Here is a 22,692-nt window from a genome sequence, read left to right as displayed (position 1 = left end):
GTCGGCGCGTTGTCAGGGAAGGACGACGACCTGAGCGGCGAACACGAGACCCGCGCCGAAGCCGATCTGCAGTGCGAGGCCGCCCGAGAGCTCGGGGTGCTCGGCCATCAGACGGTGACTCGCGAGCGGGATGGAGGCCGCCGACGTGTTGCCGGTGGTCTCGATGTCGCGGGCGATCACGGTGCTCTCCGGAAGCTTGAGCTGCTTCGCGAACTCGTCGATGATGCGCATGTTCGCCTGGTGCGGGATGAACGCGGCGATGTCCGTCGGCTCGACGCCGGCCCGGTCGAGCGCCTCGCGCGCGACCTTCGCCATCTCCCAGACCGCCCAGCGGAAGACCGTCTGGCCCTCCTGACGAAGGGTGGGCCACGGCACCTCGCCGTCGCGGAACTCGGTGAGCGTCGCATTCATGCCGACAGCGTCGGCCTTCGACCCGTCCGATCCCCACACTGCGGGCGCGATGCCCGGCGTGTCGCTCGGGCCGATGAGCGCGGCTCCGGCACCGTCGCCCAGCAGGAACGAGATGCTGCGGTCGGTCGGATCGACGACGTCGGACAGCTTCTCGGTTCCGATCACGAGCGCGTAGCGGGCGGCGCCGGACCTGATCAGCGCGTCCGCCTGGGTGATCGCATAGGCATAGCCGGCACAGGCGGCGTTCACGTCGTAGGCCGCGGCGGGGTTGGCACCGACCCGGTCGGCGACGATCGCGGACACCGACGGCGACTGCTTGGGGTTGCTGATGGTGGCGACGATCACGAGGTCGACCTGGTCAGCGGGGATGCCCGACTTCTCGATGGCCTCAGCGCCGGCGATCGCGGCGAGATCGATCGCGTCCGTGTCCTTGTCCGCGCGGACACGTGTGACGATGCCGGTGCGCTGGCGGATCCACTCGTCGCTCGAGTCGATCGGTCCGATGAGGTCCTCGTTCGGCACGGCGTTCTCGCCCCGGGCAGCACCGAAGGAGTAGATGCGGGTGTAGGCGGGACCGGTGATCTGGTTCAGGGTGGGGCTCATGCGGCTTCTCCGTTCAGCAGCGCGACGGCCGCATCGAGATCATCGGGGGTCTTCACGGCGACGGTCGGCACGCCGCGCAGGCCGCGCTTGGCGAGACCGGTCAGCGCGCCCGCCGGGGCGAGCTCGATCAGGCCGGTGATCCCCTGGTCGGCGAACGAGGCCATGCACAGGTCCCAGCGCACCGGCGAGGAGACCTGGTCGACGAGATAGGTCAACGCCTGCGAACCGTCACGGACGACCGAGCCGTCGCGGTTGGTCCACAGTGTGATGTCGGGATCTGCGGGAGTCACGGTCGACACGGCGTCACGCAGCGCGGCGACGGCCGACCCCATGAACGAGGTGTGGAACGCGCCCGCCACCTGCAGAGGGATGACGCGGGTGCCCTTGACGGGCTCGGTGGCGAGAGCATCGAGCCCGGCGAGCTCACCGGCCACGACGAGCTGGCCGCCGCCGTTGTAGTTGGCGGGGGAGAGACCGAGCTCGCTCAGACGGGTGAGGATGGCCTCCTCGTCTCCGCCGATCACGGCGCTCATGCCGGTCGGAGTCTGGGCGGCGGCATCGGCCATCGCGCGGCCGCGGATGCCGACGAGGCGCATGCCGGTCTCGGCATCGATCACTCCGCTGCCGACGAGTGCGGCGATCTCGCCGACGGAGTGTCCGGCGACGCCGTCTGCTCGGCGTCCCGCGCGAGCGGTGAGTGCGGCGGCGGCGATGAGGGACGCGGCGACGATCAACGGCTGGGCGATGCGCGTGTCGCGGATCGTGTCAGCATCCGACACCGTTCCGTGCTGCGAGAGGTCGACCTCGGAGGCCTCGGAGTACGAGGCGAGAGTCTCCGTCACGCCGTCCAGCTCGAGCCAGGGGGAGAGGAAACCGGGGGTCTGCGAGCCCTGTCCAGGGCATACGACGACAATCACCACCCCAGTCTGCCAACGATCTGACAGAAGTGGTGGATGATCCATCACAAGATTCCGAAGAACCCTTGTGTGTGGCGTACAGCTGAAGGGCGTCTCGTGCGGCGATCAGCGTGAGGGACGCCGCAGCGGAGGGCGACGTCGCACCTGCTCGGCGGCGCCGATCGAACCGAGGATGAGCGCCGTCTGCAGGATCAGAGCCTCGCGTGGGCCCGTGGCGTCCCAGCCGATGACCTCGCTGACGCGCTTCAGGCGATAGCGCACGGTGTTCGGGTGCACGAACAGCTCGCGGGCGGTCGCCTCGAGCGAGCGACCGTTGTCGAGGTAGCTCCACAGCGTCGTCACCAGGTCGGTCGAATGGGCCTGCAGAGGTCGGTAGATGCGCTCGATCAGCGTCTGCTTGGCGAGCGGATCACCGGCGAGGGCACGCTCGGGAAGCAGGTCGTCGGCGTCGACGGGCCGCGGAGCGCTCCGCCACGCCCGCGCCACGGCGAACCCGGCGAGGGCGGCTCGGGCGCTCTGGCTCGCGTCGACGAGCGCGGCGACCGCGGGGCCGAGCACGACGTAGCCCGGACCGAAGGAGGGCTCGAGGCGCGTCGCGATCTCTTCGAAGCCGAGTTCCTCCTCTTCGCCCTCCGCGAGCTCCTGGCCGGCGACGCGTGCCCGCCCGATGACGAGAACGAGGCGCGAGCCCTGCACGCCGATCAGCACATCGACCGCGAGCTTGCGCGCCGTGCGACGCACCAGATCGACATCGAACTGCGGGGGAGTCGTGCCCACCAGCACCGCGACCTCGCCGTGTCCGTGCCAGCCCAGAGCGGCGATGCGACTCGGCAGCTCTTCGTCGGCTTCGCCGGTCAGGATCGAGTCGACGACGAGCGCCTCGAGCCTGGCATCCCAGAGGCCGCGGGCCTCAGCCGCGCGTGCGTAGACGTCGGCCGCGGCGAAGGCCACGTCGCGAGAGTAGAGGAGGATCGCCTCGCGGAGATCTGCACCCCGACCGGCGACCCTCTCTTCCGTCACCTCGACGGTGACGCGGATCAACTGGAGGGTCTGCTGCAGGCTGACGCTGCGGAGCAGCTCGCGCGGTGCCGCCGCGAAGATGTCGGCGGCGATCCACGGCGTCGACGTCGGGTCCTCGTACCACTGGATGAACGAGGTGATGCCCGCCTGGGCCACCAGCCCGACCGCAGAGCGGCGGGCTGGTGGCATGTCGGCGTACCACGGGAGGGTGTCCTCGAGGCGCTTGATCGTCACCGAGGCGATGTCACCGGAGATCCGGCGCAGCCAGGTGAGCGTGGCGGACTTGTCCATGCCGCGCGAAGAGGAACCCGTCACCGATGACTCAGCTTTCGCCGCCCGCGTTGCCGCTGGTGCCGGCGTTCACGTCGAGCAGGCTGTACTTCTGGATGGCCTGCGCGGCGAGAGAGCGGTCGACGACCCCGTCTTCGGCGAGCGACTGCAGCGTGCGGACGACGATCGACGGACCGTCGATCTTGAAGAAGCGACGAGCGGCCGCACGCGTGTCGGAGAAGCCGAAGCCGTCGGCACCGAGCGTCGCGAAACGCTGCGGGACCCAGGGACGGATCTGGTCCTGCACGGCGTGCATGTAGTCGCTCACGGCGACGACGGGACCCTCGGCACCCTGCAGCTTCTGCGTGAGGTACGCGGTGCGGGGCTCTTCTTCGGGGTGCAGGAAGTTGTGCTCGTCGGCGGCGAGGCCGTCGCGGCGCAGCTCGGTCCACGAGGTGACCGACCAGACATCGGCGATCACGCCCCAGTCGTTCTTCAGCAGCTCCTGTGCTTCGAGAGCCCAGGGGAGTCCGACGCCCGAGGCGAAGAGCTGGGCACGCGGGCCCTCGCCCTCGCCGACGGAGATGAGGTGGATGCCGCGCACGATGCCGTCGACGTCCACGTTCTCCGGCTCGGCCGGCATCACCATCGGCTCGTTGTAGAGCGTGATGTAGTACATGACGTTCGGGTCTTCGTGGTTGCCGCCGTACATCCGCTCGAGACCGGAGCGCATGATGTGCGCGATCTCATAGCCGTAGGCCGGGTCGTACGAGACCGTCGCCGGGTTGGTGGCGGCGAGCAGGTGCGAGTGGCCGTCGGCGTGCTGCAGGCCTTCACCCGTGAGGGTGGTGCGGCCGGCCGTCGCCCCCATGATGAAGCCGCGCGCCATCTGATCACCGGCGGCCCACTGGGCGTCACCGGTGCGCTGGAAGCCAAACATCGAGTAGAAGAGGTAGATCGGGATCAGCGGCTCGCCGTGCGTGGCGTACGACGTGCCGGCCGCGGTGAACGCCGCGAGGGCGCCCGCCTCGTTGATGCCGACGTGCACGATCTGTCCCTGAGGGCTCTCCTTGTAGGCGAGGAGGAGCTCGCGGTCGACCGAGGTGTAGTGCTGGCCGTTCGGGTTGTAGATCTTCGCCGAGGGGAAGTACGCGTCCATGCCGAACGTGCGGGCCTCGTCCGGGATGATCGGGACGATGCGGTGCCCGAAGTCCTTCGAGCGCAGCAGGTCCTTCAGCAGACGGACGAACGCCATGGTCGTGGCGATCTCCTGCGTGCCGGAGCCCTTCTTCGGAAGCGCATAGGCCGTGTCGTCGGGAAGCGAGAGTCCCACGTGAGTGGAACGGCGCTCGGGCAGGTACCCGCCGAGAGCCTGGCGACGCTCGAGCATGTACTGGATCGTCTCGTCCTGCGGGCCCGGGTTGTAGTACGGGGGCAGGTAGGGGTTCTCCTCGAGCTGCGCATCCGTGATCGGGATGTGCATCGCGTCGCGGAACGTCTTGAGGTTGTCCAGCGTCATCTTCTTCATCTGGTGGGTCGCGTTGCGGCCCTCGAAGTGCGGACCGAGGCCGTAGCCCTTGACGGTCTTCGCGAGGATGACGGTGGGCTTGCCCTTGTGCTCGGTCGCGGCCTTGAACGCGGCGTAGACCTTGCGGTAGTCGTGGCCACCGCGCTTCAGGTTCCAGATGTCGTCGTCGGAGTAGTCCTTGACGAGGGCCGCGGCACGCTCGTCGCGGCCGAAGAAGTGCTCGCGGACGTACGCGCCGGACTCGGCCTTGTAGGTCTGGTAGTCGCCGTCGGGGGTGACGTTCATCAGGTTGAGCAGCGCACCCTCGGTGTCGCGGGCGAGCAGGTCGTCCCATTCGCGACCCCAGACGACCTTGATGACGTTCCAGCCCGCGCCGCGGAAGAATGACTCGAGCTCCTGGACGATCTTCCCGTTGCCGCGCACCGGACCGTCGAGACGCTGGAGGTTGCAGTTGACGATGAACGTCAGGTTGTCGAGCCCCTCGTTGGCTGCGACCTGCAGCTGTCCGCGGCTCTCGACCTCGTCCATCTCACCGTCGCCGAGGAAGGCCCAGACGTGCGACTGCGAGGTGTCCTTGATGCCGCGGTTCTCGAGGTACTTGTTCGACATCGCCTGGTAGATGGCGTTGATCGGACCGAGTCCCATGGAGACGGTGGGGAACTGCCAGTACTCCGGCATCAGACGCGGGTGCGGGTACGACGGGATGCCGTGCGGTGCGTGCGACTTCTCCTGGCGGAAGCCGTCGAGCTGGTCTTCGCTCAGGCGGCCCTCGAGGTACGAGCGCGCGTAGGTGCCGGGGGAGGCGTGGCCCTGGATGAAGATCTGGTCGGCGCCACCGGGGTGGTCTGCGCCCTTGAAGAAGTGGTTGAAGCCGACCTCGTACAGAGCGGCCGACGATGCGTACGTCGAGATGTGGCCGCCGACGCCGATACCGGGGCGCTGCGCGCGGTGCACGGTGATCGCGGCGTTCCAGCGGATCCACGCACGGTAGCGGCGCTCGATCTCTTCGTCACCCGGGAACTCGGGCTCGTTCTCCGGCGCGATCGTGTTGATGTAGTCGGTGGTCGGGACCATCGGCACGCCCAGGTGCAGCTCCTTCGAGCGCTTGAGCAGGCTGAGCATGATCTCGCGGCCACGACCGTGGCCCTTCGCGTCGACGAGCTCGTCGAGAGACTGCTGCCACTCGCCCGTCTCTTCCGGATCGCTGTCGAGGGGGCCCTGGGAATACGGATCCTGGTCGTGCACAGTCACGGGGAGCCTTTCGTCAAGCTGGCAGGTCATGCCAATGAAACGGGAAGCGACGCGGGCAGCCTTGTCGGCTGTGCACAACGCGTGCCGCCCTCAGCCTATCCCTCTTCCACGACATCAGCGCGCATCGGGTCATCTGTAGACTGGGACGCACCAGGGCCTTTAGCTCAGCTGGTAGAGCGCCACGTTTACACCGTGGATGTCGTCGGTTCGATCCCGGCAGGGCCCACCTTGAGAACACTGGGAACTCAGTGTGACGCCCCTGTGGACAACTTGTCTCGCGTACCCCCGGCGTACCCCGCCAGCACCGCGTTCATACGCTGAACGGCCGCGGAATCCGCATCGCTACCCATGAAGTGGGCGTACGTGTCGGCGGTGAGTTTCGCCGTCGAGTGTCCGAGCCACGTCTGCGCGGTCTTCAGGTCCACGCCGTTTTGCAGCCATAAGGTGGCCGCTGTGTGACGAAGGTCGTGGACACGCCGACCCGCGCTCACTTTGCCGTAGTGGCTGTCTCGCGTCCAGTTTCGTCCGGAGCGGTTCGTTCCCGATGTGGAGGCGAATAGGGGCTCGTCCGGCTTGCGACCGTCGAGCAGCGGCTGAACGATCTCCCAGACCTCATCTGCGAGTGGAACGGTGCGAGCCCCGCCGCCCTTCGTCGTGGTCCGGACCGGTTGACCGTCCGGCTTCGACCGGCTTACTCGGAACGCCGGGTAGGGGAGCTGCTGCACATCCCGTACACGAAGGGCGGAGAGTTCTCCCCAGCGGATGCCGGTGAGTCCGAGCACCAGGAGGATGTCCGCGTTCGTCTTCGAGGTGAGCGCCGACATATCCGCGTGCGCCTTCCGAAGCTCCTGGAGCGTGAAAGGCCATATCTCCCGCTTAGTGTCCTGACCGGTGCCCTTCGGTACCCGCGAGACGAGAGCCGGGTTTTTCGCGATCAGGGCCTCATCGACTGCCCAACTAAAAAACGCAGAGACGATGTTCCGGAAGCGCATCACAGTGGACCGCGCTTGAGTGCGCAGCAGTACCCCATATAGCGATTCGAGGTCTGCGCTGCGGACCGCGCCGAGCGGGCGACCGCGGAGAGGCTTCATGTGCGCGAGAGCGTACTTCTCGGTGTTGAAGGTCTTGCTCGCCACTGTGCCTTCGCGTTGAGTGTGCCACCGATCGAGCGCGGTACCAAGGAGCTGCCTACCCGCCCGCGGGTCAACGAACTCCCCAAGATCGAGCGCACGCTTTTGCGCGGCTTCCCAAAGTTCAGCATCCCGCTTCAGATCGAACGTCTTGGTCGCGACGACCGTGCGACCAGACTTGACGAACGCTCGCCATCGCGAGTTAGCGGTTTTGGATACGGTCATTGACGAACCCCTCCACGTCTTCGCTCCGATACCGCGGGATGCCGTTCAGATTAACATGCGGGGGTCCTTCATGAGCGGTTCTCCAACGGCTCAGCGTGGGTTCGGAGACGCCAAGTAGGGCAGCGACCTCGCGGCTTTTGAGTAGGGGCTTCATGCTTTGCTTTCTTGTCGGTTCTCCTCTCTGTCTTCATCAAGGCTGACACAAACCCCAGTCCTCGCGCTACGGGGGTCTGACCTGGGGTTTTCTTCATTTCTCGCACCTACAATGCCAAACGGCCCCGACTCCGGAGAGCCAGGGCCGTTCCTCGGCTGTGGTCGTCTACGGGCCACGACTCCGCGCGCTGCACGGTTACCCCGAAGTACCCGACGGAGACGGAGACTACGACTCGTCCTGTTCACGCTTGAATCGGATGCCGTTCCAGACGTGCGCCTGGATCGGGACCGTTGCGGAGAAGCTCGGGCCGAAGCGGTGGGCAAGGTTCAGAGATGCCGTGCGTTGCTTCGACTTTCTGAGCCCGTTCTTCTCAGCGAGCTCGTGGCCTGCGAGGCGTGCGGTGAACGTCGCGTCGTTCCAGGTCTGCCGACCGGTGTCAGTGAGCCAGGTCGAGAAGTCTTCGTAAACTTCCTTGGAGAGCGCAGCAGACGACGGGTCGAAAATCAGGCGCGCGTTCGCATAAGCGAGGATCAGGTCGGCGTCTTCACGCCAAGCCTGCGTATCGGCCACGACCGAGGCTGGGGTCTCCGAGAACGTTCGGCCGCGCTCGTACCACCGCACCGCGCCCCAGACGAGCCACGCGAGGACCGCTTTCAGGTTCTCGGGGCGTGTCAGTCGCTCACGAATTCCTGGGTCGCCCGGACGGTCATGAATGCTCAGCAGCCGCTCTCCGGGGCCGACGAACCGATAGGGGAATCGTACGAGGGCGAGACGCCGCCACGTCCCGTGGTCGGTCTCTGCCACCTGAGGCACATAGTTGGAGTTCACGAACAGTGAGTGAGTGGCGTTGAACGTCGTGAAATCTTGCCGCATGGCACGGGCGGTGATTCGCTTCGTGCCCACAAGATCTTTCAGTCTCTTCGTGGGCAGATGCTTCCCTTCTGGCAGTTCCTCGATCACTGCGAGACGTGCGCCACGAAGGGTCATGAGATCGGTTGGATGGTCACCTGAGTTGCCGGTGAGCGCCTTCTCGGGGATCAGGGCGGCGAAGTCTCCGAGAGCCGCTGAGATCGCATCCTCGATGGTGCTCTTCCCATTCGATCCGTTGCCTTGCTGAATTACGAGCGTGTCGTCGGACACCATGTGCCCGGTGGCAGCCTGGCCGTATCGCTCCTGGAGCCAATCACGCACGTCCTCGGGCACAGCCTGAAGCGCAGCTGACCAATCCTCCGAGAGGGCTCCGGGGCTGTACTCGACACCCGTGACCTTCGTGAATCGAAGGACCGCGTCGTGAGGAGTGATATCCCCTGTTCTGAGGTCGACGACTCCGTTCGTGCAGTTGAGAAGGTCCGGATGCGCGTCGAAAATGCTCAGATCCGCGGTCAGAAGGCCGCGGAGGAAGAATAGAACGTTCGCAGCCTTCTGCTTCTGAAGTAGAACGCTCTGCCGCTTGACCTGTTCCGCCTTCAGGTTTGGATCACGTGTGGCGGTGGTGAAGAGGTCGCGAAGCTCGCGGCGTATGACTTCGATTGCGACTGGCTCGCGCTCGCGGCTCCAGATCACACCGTTCCAGACGTACCAGTCGCCGTTCGCGTATGCCATTCGATCATGGAGCGGTGGGCGGTCTTCGCCGTCGAGTACTCCACCGTACGCGAGGAACTGGGCGAGCACCGAGTCATCGAGGAGGTGCGCGAGTAGTCGCGCGTCGGGTTCGGCCTGCTTCGCGAGAATGCTGGCTTCGTGGGCATCGATAGCGACTGTGGCGGGCGTTACCCGCGCGGCTAGGTCGTGATCAGTTGACATGTGTTTCTTACTCTTTCAGTAAGCAGAGGCCCCGCATCCGGACCAAGGAATCTGCGGGGCCTCATTGAAGAGTAAGTGTCTCATAAGAATTATATCAGATTTGACGTTTGTCCTTGGTCCGGGACGAGTCGACTGCAGGGATTGCTGTTGGTCGATAGGTCCATTTTATCAGAAAATCTCCACTACTACATGTAGTGGAGATAACGCAAATTGCACACTATATGATCTGTTCTTGATAATTTCTATAATGCTGTGACGGGTGTGATGGGGTTCTACTTTGATTGCCTATGTATTACGCCCCGGGAGCTTATCGAGGAAAGGTGTCACACCCGTCCCACTTTGGTCTGCATTCACGAGAGCGGCTGTGAAGATCTTGGCTTTCGAGGTATCCGCGGACCGCGCCGCTGGGTCCATTCTCGCATCAGTCGATGAGAGCGAGCAAGTGATCCGGACCAATTCACAGCGTTCTCGACTTTAGTGGAGAAACTCTTGCGTGATCCGTCCGGAACGCCGCGATCCTTCGTCTATCCGTATGCGGCGCTGGCATATGCGACCACTGCTGCCTTGAAAGCTTCGCTGCTTGTGTCGTACCGAGCAACCGCGGGCGTCGAGCTGCCCTGAGACTGAAAGAGGCCGGCATTGGCATACACGCGACCGCAGACAGGGCACACCGCGAACTCCTCCGGATCGCTGGAACCGTTCGTCATCCACCGAAGCCGTCCATCACTCGTTGCATGACGCCAATCGGAGGCCCAAACGTCATTCCCGCACTCACAGGTCTGGTTCTCGCCGTCGTCGTCGATGGTGACTTGACCGTCGGCGGGGAGCGTGGGGTAGGGCCAAGTTCGCCGTTCGTCGATCACACCGACGCCTTTGTCGCCCGCCGACGAGGCTTCTTCGTCGGCAGCGCGAGTTCGTCAGCGGTTACGAGGTCCCTGTAGCAGGTGAACAGCGTGCGCAATCGTCCTTCAGCGGTTGCTGCTCCGCGCAGCCCGAGCGCCTTGTCCACTGCCGCGTCGAGCTGGCGATGCGCTCGCAGCAAGTCTGGGGTCATTGCGAGTCCGTTGTAGTGGTCGGCGAGTGAACGCTCGGGATGCAGTGCTCGCGCATCAAGAACAGCCTGTCCGCCCGCGATGACGGCCGATCGTTGCGCATCATCGAGTGGCGGAAGCGGGAAAGTGTTCCAAGTTAGCGTGCTCGAGAACCGCAGGTCAGACTTGATTCGACCTCCAACGGCCTTCTGCCAAGCAAGGAACGCCGAGGAGGATAGAAGCGCGAACGCCAAACCATCCGGATCAGCGATCGTGAAGTTCGCATTGCCGCTGATCGTCTCCGGACCGACGTATGCCGACGGGAAGAACATCCGTGATTCGGAGACGTGCGCCGGGACGCATACATAGTCACTCGTCGGACGCTTGGAGTTCGGGCGGAAGAGGTGAGGCGTCAGGCGTAGCTTGTATGCGTCTCCACTTGGCGTCTGGGCTGAGCGCCAGTCTCTGCACCCTTCGACCCGTTCACGGAGAAACGGCGATTGACGAAGATCTGCTGGATTGAGGTCTTCCAGCCAGAGACACCAACGAGACTTCCCCTGAATCAGTTCTTTGGCCCCGAGGAACGGACGGACATATGCCGCCGCCCGCTCGTCAGCCATCGCTTCGGCGTGGGCTGCTTCGTCCAGCAGCAAGAAACCACCGTCAACCGGCATCGTTCCATACGATGCGATTGGCAAGTCCGCCAGTGGTTTCTCTCTAGCGTTCACATACACGCTGGGCGCGTCGTGCAAGTACCCATTGATCTGGTCCGTGACTGGTACCCGATGAGGTTCACCCCTCGGTGCGTCGTAGTCGAAGAGTACAGCGGGTTTCGCTTTGGTCGCCCGATCGAATCCTGTAACCACGCAGTGCACCGCAGCAGCGCTAGGTGCCTCCGATGTCCATGCGAAGGTGCGATGAGCAAACGCGATTCTCCAGCCAGAGTCGAACAACGGGCGAAACAAGGCGGGTACGGGTTGGCCCTGCACGATGGAGTTCGTTGACACGAAGGCAAAATGGCCGCCTCGATCTCCAAGGAAGTCAGCCGCCTTTTTGAACCATCCCGTTACATAGTCGAGGTAGCCGTCGAAATACGTGCCCCACACGGCTCGCAGATCGTCACGCTGCGCGGCGGCTTTCGTCTTGTGCCCGACGAAAGGCGGATTCCCCATGATGTATAGGTCAGCGCTGGGCTCGACAACCTCGGACCATTCGATCTGAAGCGCGTTACCCACCACGATGCTCTTGATCTTGTCGAGCGGGAGTGGATCGGGAGCCGCACCCAGGGCCAGTTCCATCGCCTGGTTCGCCTGGTGCTCAACAAGATGCAGCGCAGTCGCTGCAATTTGAGCGGGCCATTCCTCGATCTCTATGCCGTGAAAACTGGACAGCCTCACCGCGAGGTGTTCTTCCGTGAAGAACATCGTGCGGGCTGTTTCTCCGGATAGCTCCTGGATTCGCAGCAGTACCTCAAGGTCGAGAGCACGCATCTGGCGATATCCGACCACCAGAAAGTTTCCGCAACCGCAGGCAGGGTCCAAGAATTTCATCCGACCCATGTCGGCGCGAAGCTTCTTCAGCGTCTTGCTGTCGTGGTAGCCGTCGGTGAAGCGCTGCCGTAACTCATCGAGGAACATCGGCCCGATGACCTTCATGATGTTGGTTTCGGTCGTGTAGTGCTCGCCGAGTTCACGTCGAGCGGTTTTGTCCTTCACCGCCTGGAAGAGACTTCCGAAGATCGCGGGTGAGATCGCTGACCAGTTGAACATCGCCGCGTCCGTGAGGCGTTTGCGCATAGCAGTGTCGAACGAGGGGATCGAAAGCGGCTCCTCGAAAACGCCGCCGTTCACATACGGGAAGCGGGCGATGAGTTCGTCGAGATTCCGTTGTCGTCGAGAGGGCGCACTGCCCATCACCTGGTAAAGGAGAGATAGCTGGGGGCCCAAATCTGAGCCGTCCTCGGCAGTACGAGTCTCAAGAAACTCCAAGAACAGGTCACGGTCCCAGAGTCCCCCGTCGTCGGCGTAGAGCGCGAACAGGGTCCGTACGAGGAACACCGACGCTTCGTGATCGTCGTAGCCAGACCCCTCCAGGGCTTCGTAGAGTGACGCCATGAGCTTCGCCGCTCGAATGGATGCCGCCTCCTGCGTCTTGGACCCGAACGCTCTCTCGCCATACCCTGCGAGGAAGGCCAGATCGTCTGCTCTGTCGCGTAGCTCATCGAGTGCGAACTCCATCGGCGCTTGTCCGATCTCTGACCGCAAGTCCAGCAGGCGTAACCTTCGGAAGTCGCTCGTAATGACCCAGCGCGGAACCTCCGGATCGGGGAGGCCATCGATGTAGTCGAGTGCCTGCTGCTCTGCTGTAGCGAGATCCTTTCCGGCAGACTTCATCTCGATCAGCGCGAGTCCGGGAATGAGCGCGTCAATGTACCCACGAGACCCAGTCGATGAGCGCTTCACGCGCTTCTCATAGAACGCCGCCCGCGTCTCGGTGATGCCGTACACGCCGAGCAGATCTCGGACGAAGGACTGAGCTTGCTGGCGCTCATCGCCTGGCTCGTCCTTCCAGTCGCGCGCGAATCGCGCAGCGCGCGAGCGAATCTCGTTCATCGACAGAGTCTTGGGCACATCCCACACGTTATCGTCAGGGCTGAGGCTTTCGTGACCTCGAAACGGTCGCTTCGGGCTGTCCGTGACACCCCATCGCGACCTGAGCGCAATTCGGAGTCCACCGTCAGATGCCTTCGCCCCGCCGCGCTTGCCCTTGACCGCGAGTGCTGTAGGCGGATCGATCTTGGACTGGCGCGACGCTAAGCTGATGGCACGAGGACGTTGGGGGAGATGGTGGCGGATCAGGCATCAGTACAGTTCTCTGACGCTCACCGTCAACACCTGGACTTCATTCAAAATGCGATTGCGCGGATGTCCTCCGCCTCCGCTGTCGCCAAGGGATGGGCCTTGACGATCGCAACGGCCGCGTACGGGTACGCGGGCACAAAGCCGTCGATGGTGGTGGCGCTGCTGGGCATGTTCGCGGTGCTGTTGTTTGCTGTTGTTGACACGCGATATCTCCGGGAAGAACGCAAGTACCGACTGCTCTTTGATGCTGCCCGAGCCGGTGCTGTGGACGTCTACGAGATGAACGCCACTCGGTTTTGCGGGACCCTTAGTCGCGCCCAGTGCGAATCGATCCGTTGGAGCAAGATCATATGGTCGTGGTCAGTGCGCGACTACTACGGCATCATGCTTCTTGTGGGGGCAGCTTTACTGGTCTGGCTGCACTGCCAATAGCTCGACAGGCAGCCCGTAGCGTCTCCCAGGCATCGTCCTTTTGAGCTTCGCTGTAGTTGCTTTCCGGCGGCCATATTCGCCCGATGCGATCGCCCTGTCTGCGCGGCACGAGATGTATGTGCACGTGCATCACGCTTTGACTGGCGGCTTCGCCGTTGGACTGGATGACGTTGAGTCCGTCCGGATTCAAGCTGTCGCGAATCGCTGCCGCAACCCTCACGGTGGTCAGGCTGAGCTGCCGCGCCTGATCGTCAGTGAGGTGCCAGATGTCGGTGACGTGGGCGCGGGGGATGACCATGGTGTGCCCGAGCACAGCGGGCTCGGTGGGGAAGAAGGCGACTGTGTGCTCATCTCGAAATACCTCGCGTGCGTCCGGATCGTCACGATCGACAATTTCGCAGAACGGGCAACCTGCTACCCCACCTGCCACGCTCATGAGCGAGCGTAAGCCTGGTCGACCCAGCTTGCGATGTTCGCCTTGATGTCAGCGTGGATCTCCTTGCTGCTTGAACCGCGAGGAGCGATCAGTCTCACGTAGTTCGAAATCTTGGTTCCATCTCGCAGCGATACGTTCGCAAAGGGGTCAGCTCCGGGGGAGTCGGTGTGGCCAGACGAGTCAGCGAGGCCGTGGATGCGAATACCGATGAGCGGCTTCTTCGAGTCCCACGCTTTTCGGATCTCGTAGTCCACCCAAGGGCGGTCGGCCGTATCAGAGCCGACGAGGACCACCACAGCCTTCTTGTAGCTCATCTGCTCGTCGATCCACTTCTCGATCGCCGCCCGACCATTCCTCTTCACCTCCTCCCACTGCTGGGAATTGAGAATCGTCTGCCCCTCCACGGCGCCCATGTTGATAATCTGCTGGACCCGCCACGCATCGTTGTCGTAGTGGAAGCTGTAGAACACTGACTTGGCCATCTCGTCCTCTCTCGCGGCGACCTCGATGTCGCAGTGCCAGGTTACCGGCGTCGACTGGGCTGATCTCGGTTCTCGCCGATTGGCTCTGGTCTACTCAGCCCATGCAACTGGTCTCCGCGATGCGAAAGGCATCACCAATCCCTTGATGGTCCTCGATCTGGATTGCAACGGACTCCCGCGGAGCAACCGATGCTGAGATGACGTTCGTCCACCCCACTGCAGCCCCATTCGACATGATGTCAGCCTTGACATAGACACCGCCACTGCAGCCATGAACGGAGGTCACGGTGTACCAGAGGCAGTCATATGTGCCGCAAGTGAAAGAACCAGCCTCGGCGGCTTTCAGGTAGATGTCACCGCTGACGCCGACCTGCCAGCCCTCCGCAACCGCCTTCTCGTCCTGCTTTTGCTCGGCACTCTTCTGAGGTACCACATCGGTATCCGCCGAACCGTCGTCGCCAGATTGCGCCGCGATGTTCGTGATGATGACGATAGCGATCACGATGCTGATGATGATCACGAAGACACCAAAGCAACCGATCCCCTTCTTCGTGGGAACCTCGGCCCGCGCCAGCGCGGGTTGCCCCGACTGAGGGACTACAGCCGGGTAGACGGCCCTGGGCAAGTGGGCCGTGGTGCCGTCGTAAGCATTCGCCCGCTGCCAGTTGCTGAAGTACGCACGACCGAGCGCTTCATCCCCCGCGATGCGCTGTGCCTCGGCATCGCTTAGGTCGAGGCCCAGAGCCGCTCGTTGGTTCGGCGCTGAGAGCGCAGCACGAAACTGCTCGTAGGACCAATTCATAGCCGAATCATATCCAGGGGGACGCGTCGCTTCGACCATCTCGACCGAGCATGCCCGATTCACGCCCATGGCACGCGCCGTAAGAACGCGATCCGGTTGTTCGCTCTGAGCTGTCAATAACGATGGCTGGGTGAGAGTGCTCTCAGAGCGTCGATCAGGAGCAGATCACCCTCTCAAAAGTATCTCGCAAAACCTCTTGATTTGAGAGTCGAGTATTGAGAGAATAGCCGCATGGCAATCATCGGGTACACGCGAGTCAGTACAAAGGATCAGGACACAGCCTTGCAGGATGCGGCGATGGCTGAGGCGAAGGTAGATCGGCTCTACACCGACCACGGCGTGAGCGGCACGCTGGCATCGCGTCCAGAACTCGACAGGGCCCTCGACCGCCTCGACCGCGGCGACACGTTCGTCGTGTGGAAGCTCGACCGACTGGGGCGAAACACAAAGAACGTGCTTGAGGTCATCGAAGATCTCATCGACCGCGGCGTGACCTTCAAGAGCCTCACCGAGCAGATCGACCTCGGCGCCGGTCCGATGGGCAAGGCCATGCTGACGATCCTCGCGGCCTTCGCGGAGCTGGAGCGCGCCACCATGATCGAACGCACCCGCGCCGGACTCGATGCGGCCAAGTCGCAGGGCCGCGTAGGGGGTCGCCCCTCCAAGGTGGATGCCAAGAAGCTGACGACGATCAAGAAGCTCCTGGCCTCCGGCGAGCACAGCCGCGCCGAGATCGCGAGCATGACCGGCATCTCTCAGGCAACGCTCTATCGGGTGATTTCCTCGCTCTGACCAGCGTCGATTCGAAATGTGTACTCACGCGGAGGGCGTGCGTTCGGTCCTCTCGCTATGGTGAGAATGTGGATGAGGCATGGGCGATTGAGCGTCTTGAGTGGTGGGCCGAACATGCGTCAGCTGTTCGATGGGTGACGCATGGTTACGGAAGTTCTTCCACGACGGAGGCGTACACGCGGATCAACCACTCAGGTCTGGATGCGCTCAGGGCGCGTGAGGACCAGACCGCGAGGATCCTGCAGAGAGTCCTCCGCCTCCCCTCCCAGCCCGATCTGCTTCCAAGCGATCACGAAGTTGTCGTAGTTCAGCCCGGTATAGATCAATGTAAGAAGGCTCTCGGCGTCATCCGAACCGGAGCGGAGACGCGCGAGAAGCTGGGGAGCGATGCTCCGACCATGACAGCAGATGCTCTACATCCGAGCGTGTGGGGCGCGGCTTCGAAGCATTGGCAGGTGGGGCACTTTTCCGCGGCCGTGCAGCGCGCAGCGACCATGCTCAACGCTGAAGTCCAAGATCGAGTGGGGCGTCACGACGTGTCTGACGCCGGGCTGATGCAACAGACGTTTTCGTTGGACTCGCCTCAGGCCGGGCGCCCTCGCCTGCGCTGGGGAGGGGACGACTCCGACCTGACAGTCAAGGCGATGTGTCAGGGCATCCTGAACATGAGTCAGGGCGTCTTCTCCGCAATTCGTAACCCCGCCACTCACTCGACTGACGACATGGCGCGTCAAGAAGCGCTGGAGCAGCTGGCAACGCTGAGCATCCTTGCCCGATGGATCGATCGCTGCGAATTGGTCACCGCATAGCTGGGCCCCGCAGGCCACCGTCCGCATCTTTTTGGGGCAGAAACTCTGGCGTGGTGTCACCCCGGATAAGGAATATCCTCTCTGCGCCCGAACGACTGCCAATGGACAACGTTCCTAGTCTCGCCTCAGGGCAGCTCGCGCGGCACTCGACGGCGGTGAGCGGCTTCCCTGGCGGACTCGGCTCCGCGGTGGCGAATGTATAGTTTCGCGTTGAGCCATAGCGGATCCGGGCCCTTCCCGGGCATGCGATCGGAGCGTCGCGTACCCCCGGCGTACCCCCAACATGAGAAACAGTCAGAATCCGGGGCCCCATGAAACTTCAGAAACGCCGGAAATGAACTGTCCAACGGGGTCGTGCCCGTTTACACCGTGGATGTCGTCGGTTCGATCCCGGCAGGGCCCACCGCATCGATCATCTGCTGAAGGCGGACGCTCCTCCACCCCGTGTCTCCGACGGGGCGCAGAACTCTACTCCGCAGGGTCGAGAATGGCCAGGGTCGGCTGATTTCTTCCTGCGGCGTCGCGCCGCTCGTAGAGTTCTCCGTGGACTCTGAGCGGCTTGCGGACGTCGAGGCGATGCCGGGAAGGAGGCCACGTGGACATCTGTCGAGAGTGTCGGTTCGTCGTGGTCAATCCGGTGGGCCGACTCACCGTCTCGCGTGTGGGCCTGCTCTCCGACGCCCGGTTCCCCGGCCGAAGCATCCTGAGCCTCCGCGATCACTACGACGACATCGCCGACGCGCCGGCGGAGATCGCCGAGCTCTTCCTGGTCGACATCCAGTTCGCCTCTCGCATCATCCGCCGAGCGACCGGAGCCGATCGGGTCGATGTCGTGCTCTCCGGAGCTGCAGGGCCGCATGTGCATGCGCACCTGGTCCCGCGACGCCGAGACCGCGACCCTCGTCCTGACCTCGGCCCCGACGAGGACCCGAGGGCGTGCCGGCCGCTCGAGCCGCTTCCTGAAGCGATGGCCGTCGGACTGCTCGCCGCGGCCTTCGACGTGGCCGGGGCCGGTCTCGCCGGGACATAGCGATGGCGCACCCGGACTCTCGGTCCGGATGCGCCATCGTGTGCCGCGTGGGCGGCTACTGCTGGATGAAGGCGAGGATGTCGGGGTTGATCACATCGGCGTGCGTCGTCAGCATGCCGTGGGGGAACCCGGGGTAGATCTTCAGGGTCGAGTCGCTCAGGAGCTCCGCCTGCTTCAGAGCGGCATCCTTGTACGGCACGACCTGGTCGTCGTCGCCCTGGATCACGAGGACCGGAACGGTGATCGCCGTGAGGTCTTCGGTCTGGTCCGTCTCGGAGAAGGCCTTGATCCCCTCGTAGTGAGCGAGGGCGCTGCCCGTCATGCCCTGTCGCCACCAGTTGTCGACCACGGGCTGCGACAGCGTGACACCATCACGGTTGAAGCCGTAGAAGGGCCCGGAGGCGACAGCCTGGAAGAACTCGGCGCGATTCGCGGCGAGTGCCTCGCGGAAGCCGTCGAAGACCGAGATCGGGGTGCCCTCGGGGTTGCTGTCGGTCTGCACCATCAGCGGCGGCACCGACGAGACGAGCACCGCCTTGGCGACGCGGCCCTGCGGCTGTCCGTACTGCGCGACGTAGCGCGCGACCTGGCCGCCGCCCGTCGAGTGCCCGATGTGGATGGCGTTGCGGAGGTCGAGGTGCTCGACGACGGCCGAGGCGTCGCTGGCGTAGTGGTCCATGTCATGGCCGGTGCCGATCTGCGACGACCTTCCGTGGCCCCGGCGGTCGCTCGCGATGACGCGGTAGCCCTTGTCGAGGAAGAACAGCATCTGCGCATCCCAGTCGTCGGACGAGAGCGGCCAGCCGTGGTGGAACATGATGGGCTGCGCGTCGGGGCTGCCCCAGTCCTTGTAGTAGATCTCTGCGCCATCATCCGTGGTCACGAACGCCATGATCAGCCTCCAGGTTTCCGCCGTCCCGAGAGAGATCAGGACGACTGTCGAACGCCCCACGTCAGCTTCGTGGGAGCGCGACCACGCTAACCCGTCCGTCCTCACGGCGCGCTCGACATCTGTCCAGAATCCGTCCCCGCCGTTTTCGACATCTGTCCGGTGCGGCGTCGAGGCCGCATCGATAGCGTCTCGACCATGTCGAACTCCCGGATCTCGCACGGGGCGGGATTCTGGGTGGTCGCCTCCGCCTTCCTGCTCGTGATGGCGTACGCGACCGTGCCGACCCCTCTGTACCCGCTGTACCAGGAGGTCGACGGGTTCCCGGTCTCGGTGATCACCCTGATCTTCGCGGCCTTCGCCGTCGGCGTCGTGCTCAGCCTCTTCCTGCTCGGGCATGTCAGCGACTGGATGGGGCGACGGCGGATGCTGGTGATCGCGATCCTCATCGCGGCTCTCAGCGCCGTCCTGTTCCTCGCATGGCACGAGGTGCCGGGACTGCTCGCCGCGAGGCTGGTGAACGGCGCGAGCGTCGGCATCCTCACCGCCACCGCCACCGCGCATCTGGGTGAGCTGCGGGCCCAGGCGCGCCCCAGCGAGAACGCGATCGTGGCCGCATCCGTGGCGGGTGCCGCCAATCTCGGCGGACTGGCGCTCGGACCGCTGATCGGCGGTCTGTTCGCCGAGTTCCTGCCCGCGCCGCTGGTGCTGCCGCACGCGGTCTTCCTCGTGGTGCTCATCGCGGCCGCCATCGCGGTCTCCGGTGTCCCGGAGACGGTGACACCACCCGGCGAGCCGAGACGGTACAGGCCGCAACGCATAGCCGCACCGCCGCGATCGAGGGCGGCATTCATCGCCGCGGGCTTCGGAGCATTCGCCGGATTCGCCCTGTTCGGCCTGTTCACCTCTCTCGCGCCCACCATCCTCATCAGCACGTTCGGCGAGCATGACCACCTTCTCGCCGGGATCACCGCGTGCTCGGTGTTCGCTGCCGCGGCAACCGGCCAGGTGGCTCTCGCTCGGGTGCCGCTGCGCATCCAGCTGACGGTCGCGGCCGTCTGCTGCGCATGCGGGCTCGTCGCCGTCGCCGCAGGAACGCTGGTGCCGTCGCTCGCGGTGTTCCTCTTCGGAGGCGTCGTCGCAGGCGTCGGTGTCGGGCTGCTGTTCAAGTCGTCGGTCGCGACGGCCGCGGGTCTCGCCGAGCCGGGACGACGGGGGGAGACGCTCGCGCTGGTCTTCCTCATCGCCTACTGCGGCCTCGCGCTTCCGGTGCTCGCGATCGGAGTGATCCTCACGTTCGCATCGCAGACCACGGTGCTCCTCGTCTTCATCTCGATCGTGTCGGTCGCGACCGTCTCGGCGGCGGTCGTCATGCGTCGCGCGCTCGTCGGTCAGGAGCCCGGCGCGAGGGCCGGACGTGCAGTGTCCGGTCCCGACGAAACCGCCCCGTAACCGGCGCGCCATCAACCCGCCGACGAGACCTGCCAAGCTGAGATCAGCGAAAGGCGGACGTCGTGACACAACCCTCACCCTTCGGGCTGATGCTGCGCTCGTTGCGGGTGGGCCAGAACCTGACTCTCGAAGCGCTCGCGTCTCGATCCGGGGTGAGCGTGCGCACGATCGGCGACCTCGAACGCGGAGCGAGCGTCTCGCCGCAACGGCGCACCGTCGATGCGCTCGCGGACGGACTCGGACTCGATGTGGCCGATCAGCATGCGTTCCTCCGCGCTGCGCGTGCCCGGCCCCGTGCCGCCGTCGCGACAGAGCCCGCGGGGGCCATAGCCCCGCACCGGGTGTTCGACTTCTCGGGCCGGCAGGCCGAGATCGATGAAGCACTTCGCATCCTGCACGGCCCTCAGCCCGCAGATCGGCAGCGACCGGCGCTGGTCATCAGCGGCGCGCCGGGAATCGGCAAGACGACCGGCGCCGTCGAGATCCTTTCGCGTGGAGGAGAGGCCGACCGCCGTCCGCTGGTCTTCGTGGGGCTGGACGGCTTCAGCTCGTCTCCGCTGACACCGCTCCAGGTGGTCACCGCCATGCTGCGGCAGCTCCCCGGAGCGGAGCAGAAGCCGCCTGCTGATCTGGCGACGGCGCGAACGGAATGGCGGGCAGCGGTCGCAGAGGCTCCCGTCCAGGTGCTGCTCGACAACGTCGCGAACGAGGCGCAGATCCGTCCGATCCTGTCGATCTGCGCGGGGGATGTCGTGGTCGTGACATCGCGCCGCAGTCTCGCAGGCCTCGAAGGGGTGCGGCGCCTGCGGCTCGGGCCCCTGCAGCGGGACGAGAGCATCGCGTTCCTCGGTCGTCTCATCCCGCATGACGATGCCTCCGATCTGGACGCGCTGAGTGAGATCGCGGCCCTGTGCGACGACGTGCCCCTCGCGCTTCGAGTGGTCGGCAACCGCATCGCCAGTCGCCCCTCATGGACGGCCGCCGATCTCCTGAGCCGCCTGCGCACGTCGGAGGACAGGCTGCGCATGCTCGTCGCCGGTGACCTGGCCGTGGAAGCGGCCATCTCTCTCTCCTACGAGGAGCTGGACCCGCGCACTGCCGCGCTGTTCCGGTGGATCTCGCTCATCGACGGTCGCACCTTCGGGGCCCATCTCGCCGCGGCTGCCGTGCGATCGTCAGATGTGGCCGAGGTGGAGCGACGGCTGGACGACCTCACGGACCTGGGAATGCTCGAGGCGCGTGGTGGCGACCGCTACCGTCTGCACGACCTGATGCGTCTCTTCGGGCTGGGCAAGCTGCGCGATGCTGTCGGATCCGATGAGATCGCACGGCGGCACGCCCATGTCCGCGCGTGGCTGCTGGGGAGTCTGGAGCGCGCAGGCGCCTGGTACGAACCGGGAAGGGATGCGAGCGCAGTCTCACGCAACGGCCGCAGCTTCATCGATGCCGAGGCCGCCGCGGTGTGGATCCGCGAGGAGGTCGAGCACTGGTGGCCGGCGTATGCGGAGGCAGCGGAGCTCGGCGAGGACGCGATGGTCTGCGACGTCGCGGATGCGCTGCACTGGTACTCCGACATCTGGATCACGTGGGGACACTGGCATCGATTCTTCTCTCTCGCGGCTGCGGCGGCGAAGAGGCTGGGCGACCCGAGAGCAGAAGCCGCGCAGCTGGGGTACGTCGCGTGGGCGGAGATCGTCGAGGTCGGTGACCGGGCGCACGCGGTGCTCACCGGGCATGCCGCGCTGGAGGCGGCCACCCGCGCGGGTGATGCCGCGCAGCAGGGCTGGGCGCACTACTACATCGGGTGGGCGAGCTGGACGCTGGATCGTCTCGTCGAGGCCGACGAGGCGGCCGCGGCCGCCATGGTCGCCTTTCGCGCGGCTCAGGAGACGACAGGGGCGGAGAACGCGCAGGTGCTCTCGTCGATGGTCAAGGCCCGACGCGGCAAGTACCTCGAGTCGATCCCCGAGACGGAGGCGACGCTCGCGCGCGTCCGATCCGCCGAGACCACGGACAGTCTGACCAGCATCGTCACGCAGTTCGCGGCGTGCCTCGACCTCGTCGACGCCTATGTCGCCGTCGGACGACACGAGGACGCGGTCCGAGTCGGCGCGCTGGGCATCGAGATCGCACGATCGCTCAAGGACGACACCCGTGTGCTGCTGATGATGCGCCGACACATCCGTGCGCTGATCCACGCGGGCGACGGCGAGGCTGCGATCGCCGAGGCGGATGAGGCTCTGGCCATGCTGGGGCCGGGGAGCAGCGAGGCGTTCATCTTCGACAGAGTGCGCCGGGAGGTGTCGCTCATCGGCACGTCTCGCGCACCCGGTTCAGAGGGCGATGCAGCGTGATCGTCCGGCG

The 22,692-nt window shown here is 64.8% G+C and carries 19 protein-coding genes and 1 tRNA gene; 7 read left to right on the top strand and 13 right to left on the bottom strand.

Features of this window, described 5'->3' with window-relative positions; translation table 11 throughout:
- Nucleotides 1–12: 12 nt before the first annotated feature.
- From QRN21_RS04045 to aceE, 4 genes are all read right to left on the bottom strand, one after another.
- The gene (locus QRN21_RS04045; protein ID WP_053096388.1) at nucleotides 13–1,014 is read right to left on the bottom strand and encodes a beta-ketoacyl-ACP synthase III; all 1,002 of its coding nucleotides are present in this window, start codon (nucleotides 1,012–1,014) and stop codon (nucleotides 13–15) included.
- Nucleotides 1,011–1,931 carry an ACP S-malonyltransferase gene (locus QRN21_RS04040; protein ID WP_285363204.1) on the bottom strand — a complete coding sequence of 307 codons (921 nt, stop codon included), beginning with the start codon at nucleotides 1,929–1,931 and terminating at the stop codon, nucleotides 1,011–1,013. Before QRN21_RS04040 ends, QRN21_RS04045 begins: the two co-directional genes overlap by 4 nt.
- Nucleotides 1,932–2,036: 105 nt before the next feature.
- Nucleotides 2,037–3,242 (bottom strand): PucR family transcriptional regulator, encoded by a 1,206-nt coding sequence (locus tag QRN21_RS04035; protein WP_056278864.1) that lies wholly within the window; start codon nucleotides 3,240–3,242, stop codon nucleotides 2,037–2,039.
- A 31-nt stretch (nucleotides 3,243–3,273) separates the two neighbouring features.
- The gene (gene aceE, locus QRN21_RS04030) at nucleotides 3,274–6,000 is read right to left on the bottom strand and encodes a pyruvate dehydrogenase (acetyl-transferring), homodimeric type (RefSeq protein ID WP_285363203.1); all 2,727 of its coding nucleotides are present in this window, start codon (nucleotides 5,998–6,000) and stop codon (nucleotides 3,274–3,276) included.
- A gap of 153 nt (nucleotides 6,001–6,153) precedes the next feature.
- Here aceE and QRN21_RS04025 point away from each other — a divergent pair.
- Nucleotides 6,154–6,226: transfer RNA gene (locus QRN21_RS04025), tRNA-Val, on the top strand.
- A gap of 19 nt (nucleotides 6,227–6,245) precedes the next feature.
- On the opposite strand, the gene QRN21_RS04020 is transcribed toward QRN21_RS04025, so the two are convergent.
- The 4 genes from QRN21_RS04020 to QRN21_RS04005 form a co-directional block, all read right to left on the bottom strand.
- The gene (locus QRN21_RS04020) at nucleotides 6,246–7,355 is read right to left on the bottom strand and encodes a tyrosine-type recombinase/integrase (RefSeq protein ID WP_285363202.1); all 1,110 of its coding nucleotides are present in this window, start codon (nucleotides 7,353–7,355) and stop codon (nucleotides 6,246–6,248) included.
- On the bottom strand, nucleotides 7,333–7,509 hold the full coding sequence (locus QRN21_RS04015) for a helix-turn-helix transcriptional regulator (protein ID WP_285363201.1): 177 nt from the start codon (nucleotides 7,507–7,509) through the stop codon (nucleotides 7,333–7,335). The genes QRN21_RS04020 and QRN21_RS04015 overlap by 23 nt, the downstream gene beginning before the upstream one ends.
- Before the next feature lie 225 nt (nucleotides 7,510–7,734).
- Complete coding sequence (locus tag QRN21_RS04010; protein ID WP_285363200.1) at nucleotides 7,735–9,312, bottom strand: DNA primase family protein; 1,578 nt, start codon at nucleotides 9,310–9,312, stop codon at nucleotides 7,735–7,737.
- An 859-nt stretch (nucleotides 9,313–10,171) separates the two neighbouring features.
- Complete coding sequence (locus QRN21_RS04005) at nucleotides 10,172–12,955, bottom strand: DNA methyltransferase (protein ID WP_285363199.1); 2,784 nt, start codon at nucleotides 12,953–12,955, stop codon at nucleotides 10,172–10,174.
- 231 nt (nucleotides 12,956–13,186) lie between these two features.
- Between QRN21_RS04005 and QRN21_RS04000 the strand changes: the two genes are divergently transcribed.
- Entirely contained in the window at nucleotides 13,187–13,636 is a 450-nt protein-coding gene (locus tag QRN21_RS04000; protein ID WP_285363198.1) for a hypothetical protein, read from the top strand.
- Here the strand turns inward: QRN21_RS04000 and QRN21_RS03995 are convergent.
- From QRN21_RS03995 to QRN21_RS03985, 3 genes are all read right to left on the bottom strand, one after another.
- Nucleotides 13,587–14,072 (bottom strand): HIT family protein, encoded by a 486-nt coding sequence (locus QRN21_RS03995; RefSeq protein ID WP_285363197.1) that lies wholly within the window; start codon nucleotides 14,070–14,072, stop codon nucleotides 13,587–13,589. The genes QRN21_RS04000 and QRN21_RS03995 overlap by 50 nt on opposite strands.
- Nucleotides 14,069–14,554: a TIR domain-containing protein gene (locus QRN21_RS03990; protein WP_285363196.1), complete on the bottom strand. Its 486-nt coding sequence runs from the start codon at nucleotides 14,552–14,554 to the stop codon at nucleotides 14,069–14,071. Before QRN21_RS03990 ends, QRN21_RS03995 begins: the two co-directional genes overlap by 4 nt.
- 94 nt (nucleotides 14,555–14,648) lie before the next feature.
- On the bottom strand, nucleotides 14,649–15,356 hold the full coding sequence (locus QRN21_RS03985; RefSeq protein WP_285363195.1) for a hypothetical protein: 708 nt from the start codon (nucleotides 15,354–15,356) through the stop codon (nucleotides 14,649–14,651).
- Between the two features lie 231 nt (nucleotides 15,357–15,587).
- Here QRN21_RS03985 and QRN21_RS03980 point away from each other — a divergent pair, with 231 nt between their 5' ends.
- Complete coding sequence (locus QRN21_RS03980; RefSeq protein WP_285363194.1) at nucleotides 15,588–16,148, top strand: recombinase family protein; 561 nt, start codon at nucleotides 15,588–15,590, stop codon at nucleotides 16,146–16,148.
- A 191-nt stretch (nucleotides 16,149–16,339) separates the two neighbouring features.
- Here QRN21_RS03980 and QRN21_RS03975 read toward each other — a convergent pair whose 3' ends face one another.
- A complete protein-coding gene (locus QRN21_RS03975) occupies nucleotides 16,340–16,474 on the bottom strand; it encodes a hypothetical protein (protein ID WP_258132154.1) in 135 nt (44 codons plus the stop codon).
- Nucleotides 16,475–16,546: 72 nt separating this feature from the next.
- On the opposite strand from QRN21_RS03975, the gene QRN21_RS03970 reads away from it, so the two are divergent.
- Together QRN21_RS03970 and QRN21_RS03965 are read left to right on the top strand one after the other, a co-directional pair.
- Complete coding sequence (locus QRN21_RS03970; RefSeq protein WP_285363193.1) at nucleotides 16,547–16,957, top strand: TIGR02391 family protein; 411 nt, start codon at nucleotides 16,547–16,549, stop codon at nucleotides 16,955–16,957.
- 595 nt (nucleotides 16,958–17,552) lie between these two features.
- Nucleotides 17,553–17,987, top strand: a complete 435-nt coding sequence (locus tag QRN21_RS03965; protein ID WP_285363192.1) for an HIT family protein — start codon at nucleotides 17,553–17,555, stop codon at nucleotides 17,985–17,987.
- Nucleotides 17,988–18,042: 55 nt separating this feature from the next.
- On the opposite strand, the gene QRN21_RS03960 is transcribed toward QRN21_RS03965, so the two are convergent.
- Complete coding sequence (locus QRN21_RS03960) at nucleotides 18,043–18,879, bottom strand: alpha/beta fold hydrolase (RefSeq protein ID WP_072591362.1); 837 nt, start codon at nucleotides 18,877–18,879, stop codon at nucleotides 18,043–18,045.
- A 195-nt stretch (nucleotides 18,880–19,074) separates the two neighbouring features.
- On the opposite strand from QRN21_RS03960, the gene QRN21_RS03955 reads away from it, so the two are divergent.
- Both QRN21_RS03955 and QRN21_RS03950 read left to right on the top strand, forming a co-directional pair.
- Complete coding sequence (locus QRN21_RS03955; RefSeq protein WP_083569344.1) at nucleotides 19,075–20,328, top strand: MFS transporter; 1,254 nt, start codon at nucleotides 19,075–19,077, stop codon at nucleotides 20,326–20,328.
- A gap of 62 nt (nucleotides 20,329–20,390) precedes the next feature.
- A complete protein-coding gene (locus QRN21_RS03950; protein ID WP_285363191.1) occupies nucleotides 20,391–22,682 on the top strand; it encodes a helix-turn-helix domain-containing protein in 2,292 nt (763 codons plus the stop codon).
- Nucleotides 22,683–22,692 lie beyond the last annotated feature (10 nt).

This window comes from Microbacterium sp. LMC-P-041 (genome assembly GCF_030209555.1).
In the GTDB taxonomy this organism is placed as follows: Bacteria; Actinomycetota; Actinomycetes; order Actinomycetales; family Microbacteriaceae; genus Microbacterium.
The sequence above is the reverse complement of the archived record's forward strand: the minus strand, read 5'-3'. Positions and strand labels throughout refer to the sequence as shown.

Coding starts and splice junctions, on each gene's coding strand:
- QRN21_RS03985 (WP_285363195.1), bottom strand. CDS start 15,356: ATGAATTGGTCCTACGAGCAGTTTCGTGCTGCGCTCTCAGCGCCGAAC.
- QRN21_RS04000 (WP_285363198.1), top strand. CDS start 13,187: ATGGTGGCGGATCAGGCATCAGTACAGTTCTCTGACGCTCACCGTCAA.
- QRN21_RS03980 (WP_285363194.1), top strand. CDS start 15,588: ATGGCAATCATCGGGTACACGCGAGTCAGTACAAAGGATCAGGACACA.
- QRN21_RS03955 (WP_083569344.1), top strand. CDS start 19,075: ATGTCGAACTCCCGGATCTCGCACGGGGCGGGATTCTGGGTGGTCGCC.
- QRN21_RS03970 (WP_285363193.1), top strand. CDS start 16,547: ATGACAGCAGATGCTCTACATCCGAGCGTGTGGGGCGCGGCTTCGAAG.
- QRN21_RS03960 (WP_072591362.1), bottom strand. CDS start 18,879: ATGGCGTTCGTGACCACGGATGATGGCGCAGAGATCTACTACAAGGAC.
- QRN21_RS03990 (WP_285363196.1), bottom strand. CDS start 14,554: ATGGCCAAGTCAGTGTTCTACAGCTTCCACTACGACAACGATGCGTGG.
- QRN21_RS04015 (WP_285363201.1), bottom strand. CDS start 7,509: ATGAAGCCCCTACTCAAAAGCCGCGAGGTCGCTGCCCTACTTGGCGTC.
- QRN21_RS04045 (WP_053096388.1), bottom strand. CDS start 1,014: ATGAGCCCCACCCTGAACCAGATCACCGGTCCCGCCTACACCCGCATC.
- QRN21_RS04020 (WP_285363202.1), bottom strand. CDS start 7,355: ATGACCGTATCCAAAACCGCTAACTCGCGATGGCGAGCGTTCGTCAAG.
- QRN21_RS03995 (WP_285363197.1), bottom strand. CDS start 14,072: ATGAGCGTGGCAGGTGGGGTAGCAGGTTGCCCGTTCTGCGAAATTGTC.
- QRN21_RS04005 (WP_285363199.1), bottom strand. CDS start 12,955: ATGAACGAGATTCGCTCGCGCGCTGCGCGATTCGCGCGCGACTGGAAG.
- QRN21_RS04010 (WP_285363200.1), bottom strand. CDS start 9,312: ATGTCAACTGATCACGACCTAGCCGCGCGGGTAACGCCCGCCACAGTC.
- QRN21_RS04035 (WP_056278864.1), bottom strand. CDS start 3,242: ATGGACAAGTCCGCCACGCTCACCTGGCTGCGCCGGATCTCCGGTGAC.